Raw genomic sequence first — 5972 nt, forward strand, 5'->3', positions numbered from 1 at the left:
AATCTTTACGACTCTCTTCTCCATCTTTGAAAGAACTTGCATGGCACAAACATAGATGCACATAGGGGCTTGCTTTCTTCTTTTGTGTTACTATGTTCCTACTGTGTCTATGTGTTCGTTTTTATTTCTTAACACATAGGAGCATAGGGCATATAGGATCACATAGTTTTCCTTCTCCTACTGTCTTCCTATGTTTTCTACTGTGCCTATGTGTTTAGCTTCTTTTCTTTAACACATAGGATCATAGGTACATAGATGCACAGGGGTTCGCTTTCTTCTATTGTCTTCCTATGTTTCTACTGTGCCTATGTGTTTTATAATCTTTTTTTACAGATAAGTACCTAAAGGGGGTGCATAGTTTCCATTATGCATTTTTACTGTGCATACTTTTCTATCTGGTCGTATAATTTCTTTTTTTCGGAAGGACGGTAAGCGTCAAATTCAACGATATAGCCGGAGCGGCTGATCACTACATATAACGGGAGCGCGTATCCCCTGCCCTGCCAGAAGATACGGGACAGATCTTTCAATAGTTTTTCGTTGGCCCTGATATGACTGCCGCGGAGGTTAAAATATTTGATCAGCTCTTTCCATTCCGGTTCCTGCCTGTTGTTATCTACGGAAATGAACAGGTGCTCTACCCCCTTTGATTGTAAAAACCGGTTAAGGTCGTTTTCATGATCAAACTGGTCTTTGCAGGTAATACACCAGCTTGCCCAAAATTCAATAAAAACAACCTTACCTAAAAAAGGAGTCATCAGTTGCCTGAAGGAATCTATAGCAGCATAACCCGGTATCAGCTTTTGTTCCGTTGTAAAATCGCCTTTTACCTTAGTATAATAGGCATCTGCTTTCTTTATTAGCGGATCAAGATAGGCGGTATAATAGCTTTGCGGGTAGCGCTTTTTATAATCGGCTGAAAATTTCAGCAGTTCGGCATAGTTCTTTTCCCTGCTCAGCTCCGTAAACAATATACCCGCTTCCATGTATTCCGCTATCACGGGTGAAAGATTGCTTTGTATGGTTTGCAACGTTTCTCTCATACCCGAGGCCCAGTTGGAGGAAACGGCAGGAACTGCTTTACTCCTGTTTCTGATCCAGTGGAGATAGCCGTTAATATAATTGCCGGCATACAAATTAAAACCGTCGTTATATCCAAAGGTTTGCAGCGCCGCCTCATTGTTAACGGGGTATTGCTTATACAGCTTCTCCCATAAAACCGCGAAATCGGTGGGAAACACCGGTGTAAATTGCGGGTGATCACCCGAAAGCCCGGTGAGCGCATACTTGCCCGCTATTACTTCCGACATTACCGAGGCATGGTAATAATCCAGGTTCATTTGCATGAAATCCATGAACGCCTTATCTATCTTTCTTTCATTATACAGGATCCTGAAAATATTCAGCCGCACTTTTTTATCTGTTTCCATATGCTTTTCAAGCAAAGCCGCCGTGCTGTCTTTTTTATAACGGGAAACCAGGTTGCCGGGGTAAGGAAGCTCCATGGAGGTAAACATTTCCTGCCCTGCATTATTGTTGCCTTCAATGCGCAGCGGGTTTTCGGTGTTACTTTCATCAATGTATAGCCGAAGATCATCGCCCGGCTGCACAAATAAGCGGATGCTGAAATCCATTAAGCGGATATCCACAAAACCGGTTTGCGTTTCCGTTAGTGTAATATTATAATTTCCATTGCGCAGGGTATCCTTCCTAACCGCTCCCCAGAAAACGGTATGATTAACCGGGAGGGTAAAAGCAATAACGTTCTTCCTTCCATTTTTTACTTCCAGGGTAATCGTAGCGGCAACTTCGCCGGCAACTACGGGGGCTGCTACATATAAGAACAGGAACAGAAAGAAGGATCGCTTCATTGCAGACAAGTATTACAGGGTTGACCGTTAGCCGGAAGATACATTAATCTTCCAGAACTACCTGAGTAGCCAATATATCTTCCATCGTATCGCGCCGCCGTATCAGCCGGGCTTTATTATCTTTTACCAGTACTTCCGCCGGCTTGAACCGCGAATTATAATTAGACGCCATTTCAAACCCATAAGCGCCCGCATTGTAAAATACCAGGTAATCATCTTCACGTATCTCCGCAATCATACGGTCTTCCGCGAATGTATCCGTTTCGCATATATTACCCACCACATGGTAAGGCTCCGGTACACCCGAAGCATTGGATATATTTTCTATGTGATGATAAGAGCCGTAAAACATGGGGCGGATCAAATGATTAAGCCCGCTGTTCACCCCGGCAAAGCAGGTATCACCCGTTTGCTTCAGCACATTTACCTGCACCAAAAAATAACCAGCCTCACTCACTAAAAATTTCCCCGGCTCAAACCATACCTGCAGCCTCCGGCCATATATTTTTGCAATGGCCTCAAATTCGGCTTTTACGCTTTTGCCCAGCAGCTCAACATCGGTTCCTTCTTCTCCCGGCGCATAAGGCACTTTAAATCCCCCCCCCAGGTCAATTACCTCCAGTTCGGGGAAATGCTTAACAAGGTTAAACAACACTTCTATGCCTTTGGCAAAAACTTCCACATCTTTAATTTCGCTGCCGGTATGAATATGGAGCGTACGGATATGCAGGTTCTTTTCCTTCACAATATCCAGCACCTGATCAATATCCTCAACGGGTATACCAAATTTACTTTTATTATGCCCGGTAGAGATTTTAAGGTTACCCCCGGCCATAATATTAGGCCGCAAGCGGATGCCCACAGGATAGCTATGCCCGTATCGCTCCCCGAATTTCCGCAGGTTGGAGAGGCTGTCTATATTTACATGCACGCCCAGCGACACCGCAGCTTCAATTTCACTAAAGGCGATATTATTGGAAGTATACAAAACCTTTGAGGGTTCAAAGCCGGCCAAGAGCGCCAGCTTTACTTCATTAATGGAACTGCAGTCGGCATTGCAGCCTATGCTTTTGATGTGTCTGAGCACATTAATATTGGTAAGCGCCTTGCAGGCATAGAAAAATGTAGCATCCGTTTCTCTAAAAGCTGCCCGCAAACGCTGGTATTGCTCCGTAATTCTTTCGGCGTGATACACATATAAAGGTGTACCAAATTCGCCTGCTATTTCCAATAGTTGATGATGCGTTAAAACCTGCGGCATAATAAGGTTGAAAAATATTTTGCCAGCGAAATTACAGGAATAGCGCTAAAGAGGGAAATAGATTTGAAATTTGAAATCTAAAATTTGAAATTCCACTACTCAACCATTCACCTCTCCCCTAGAGCTATCAGCGTTCGGCCATCAGCTAAATTATACTAACGACAAGCTGATCTCTTCTTTCACCTCTCACCTTTCACCACACAGTCATCCCCCCACCCCAGTTCCTGCTAGAAGCTCTAAACTGTATTCGTGTATTCGCATCTCAAATCTCAAATCTTAAATTTCAAATCCTACCCTCCAGCTTCTTTCAAAAACCGCCTGTGGCGCCAAACGGTTGATCCCTTCCTTTTCCGTTAACTGCTGGTTGCTGGTTACCGGATCCGCGATACCACACCAGGGTTCTATACAAACAAAGCCGGCGTCTTTGGCCGCCCATATACCGAGATATGGAAATCCCGGAAAATTAAATTCAATTCCTTTGTTGTGCTTGGATGATCGTAAACCCACTGTGTCCGACCTGAGGTTCTTGAAAACGATCGCATCCCTGTAAAACAATTCCTTTCGCAGCGGAAGCTTTTGTGTATCCTGTAAAAGCGGCTCGGTATGGGCTTCAATCAACCCTTCCGCCGAAATGGGCCATCTGCCGGCATTTTCGGTTTTATTAAATTCAAGATAATAATCATCATAGGCCGTTCCTTCAACAAAAGGCATGCTAAAAGCCGGGTGGCCGCCTACAGAAAAATACATATCGCCGCTACCGGTATTTTTTACCCTGTACATAACCGTTAGCCTGCTTTGCTGCAAACGGTATATAATATCAAACCTGAATGTAAAAGGGTATTGCTGCAGGGTTGCGGCATTGCTTTCCAAAGTAAAGCACAGTTCAGAATCAGTGGCTGTGCTCAGGGTAAAAGGCATATCGCGGGCAAAACCGTGCCTGCTCAAATGGTAAGACTTATTATTATAATAATAGGTATCATTTTTCAGGGCGCCCACTATAGGAAACAACACCGGGGAATGCTTCCCCCAAAAAGCCGGGTTGCCGCTCCACATATATTCTATGGCGTCCTTTACATGGTACAGGCTTACTAATTCAGCGCCTTTTTCCTTAACCGTAATACGCAGCACATCATTCTGGAGGGTAAACATATCAGTTATTATTTTTATTTCAACATATAAAACAGCCGGCGATGCCGCAACATAAAGTTCCGCAGTTTATGCATTGACAGTGGCAAAAGCATATTTTTTTATTTTTGCCGGCTCCGCCGCACGATACGGCTGATGTTGCGACGCTCCGTTCAGGGTTTGTATCGCTGCGCGGGCAGTACCCGTTTTCAGATAACCATTATTTCAATATCAAAAACCCGGTAAAACGGATTATTGCCGCAGCAGGTTAACAGCATTGGGACCTTCGCAAAATAACAGATCAATAATGCTGAGGTTGGGAACAAAGCCCAGACGATCTTCAAAAACCTGTTGATATACCGGGCAATCGCCGGCAAAGGAAGTAAAGTTTTTGGGCAGCACCTGGTGGCGCATATCGAGATATGCACCGGGGAGATAATCTTTTTGCCAGCTTTCCGTAAAATCAATTTTCACTTCAACCCCCAGCTTTTTAATCGTCCATTGCAAAAGCACAAGGTTCCAGTCCCATAACCAGTCATATTTCGTATGATAAAAAGATGCCATTTCATCTTTATAGTATTCGAACCAGGGCGAGCGGTTGTATGCCGAAACTACCGAACGCCAATGGAGCATTTGCCAGCGATGGCTGTTGTCAATTCTCACTTCCCGTATCAGCCTGTTTGAATGCCTTCCACCTTCTACCGGGATACTCAGGTTGATCAAACCATTGGCTCCGGCAATGATACACCGGTTACGAAAACCAGCTTTTTGCCAGCGTTCATATTGCTCAATTTTAAAATGCATGCACCATATTGAATTTTTATATTCAATAATAGATGCAAAATACTGTAAACCAGTTAATAATATCATTATAATTAACTTTAAATATGATTTGATCCTAAATTTGAAAAAGCGCCTGAAATGGATTGATTTATCGTATTTTTATCAATATTTTAATATTAGTTATAAACACATAATTAAATGATATACAATTAATAATGAAATAAATATTAAACTAAAAATATTAGGTAACAAAAAATAATATGTTTGACAAAATTTCAGGCCGTAAAACTAAGAATTTTAGCCGGTCATTTTGGATTGTTTAACGCTATTTTTTCTACAACTTGTGTACAAGCGCTTATCTTGCACCCTATTATTACATATGAATAAAAAATTAAGAATATCCCTCCTATGCCTGGTACCGGTAGTAGCGCTGCTCTCCTGCCGGCAGGTTACAGCCCCGGAATATATTGATGTGAATAATGTGCAGGTCAGTGGAAAAAGCTTAACCAATACCACCCTTTCTGCCAACGTTCGGTTATACAATCCCAATAATTCAAACCTTATTTTCAGATCGGGGAACTTAGATATTTATGTAGATAACCGGTTGCTCGGCCATACGGAACTCGACTCCACCATTTACATCAGTAAGCTGGATACCTTTCAAATTCCGGTTAACGTGCAGGTAGACATCAATAATGTAATAGGCAATGCGCTGTCGCTGGCAATGAAAGATTCTGTTTTGCTGCGCATAGAAGGAAAGATCAGAATAGGAAGATCGGGGGTTTTTATAACCCGCCCGGTACGGTACGAACAGAAAGAAAGATTAGACCTGTTTTGAATGTGGTGCGGAAAGAAAAAGAAAAGCTCCCGAATCATTAGGATAGAGGATCAGGAGCTTTCATAGGATGTTTGTTCAAGGGATAACTGGATTT

General features: G+C 42.8%; 5 protein-coding genes. 1 reads left to right on the forward strand and 4 read right to left on the reverse strand.

Going from position 1 to position 5972, the window contains the following annotated elements:
• Positions 1-374: 374 nt before the first annotated feature.
• The 4 genes from PLE34_RS21435 to PLE34_RS21450 all read right to left on the reverse strand — a co-directional run bounded on the left by PLE34_RS21435 (position 375) and on the right by PLE34_RS21450 (position 5061).
• Entirely contained in the window at positions 375-1871 is a 1497-nt protein-coding gene (locus tag PLE34_RS21435) for a TlpA family protein disulfide reductase (RefSeq protein ID WP_324560550.1), read from the reverse strand.
• Between the two features lie 43 nt (positions 1872-1914).
• Positions 1915-3132 (reverse strand): diaminopimelate decarboxylase, encoded by a 1218-nt coding sequence (gene lysA / locus PLE34_RS21440; RefSeq protein ID WP_324560552.1) that lies wholly within the window; start codon positions 3130-3132, stop codon positions 1915-1917.
• Positions 3133-3408: 276 nt separating this feature from the next.
• A complete protein-coding gene (locus tag PLE34_RS21445) occupies positions 3409-4281 on the reverse strand; it encodes an aldose 1-epimerase family protein (RefSeq protein WP_324560555.1) in 873 nt (290 codons plus the stop codon).
• A gap of 228 nt (positions 4282-4509) precedes the next feature.
• Positions 4510-5061, reverse strand: coding sequence for a WbqC family protein (locus PLE34_RS21450; RefSeq protein ID WP_324560560.1), 552 nt, complete (start codon positions 5059-5061; stop codon positions 4510-4512).
• 358 nt (positions 5062-5419) lie between these two features.
• Here PLE34_RS21450 and PLE34_RS21455 point away from each other — a divergent pair, with 358 nt between their 5' ends.
• Positions 5420-5878, forward strand: coding sequence for an LEA type 2 family protein (locus tag PLE34_RS21455; RefSeq protein WP_324560563.1), 459 nt, complete (start codon positions 5420-5422; stop codon positions 5876-5878).
• The last annotated feature ends 94 nt before the right edge of the window (positions 5879-5972 follow it).

It is taken from the genome of Agriterribacter sp. (assembly GCF_035445465.1).
Classification (GTDB): Bacteria; Bacteroidota; Bacteroidia; order Chitinophagales; family Chitinophagaceae; genus Agriterribacter.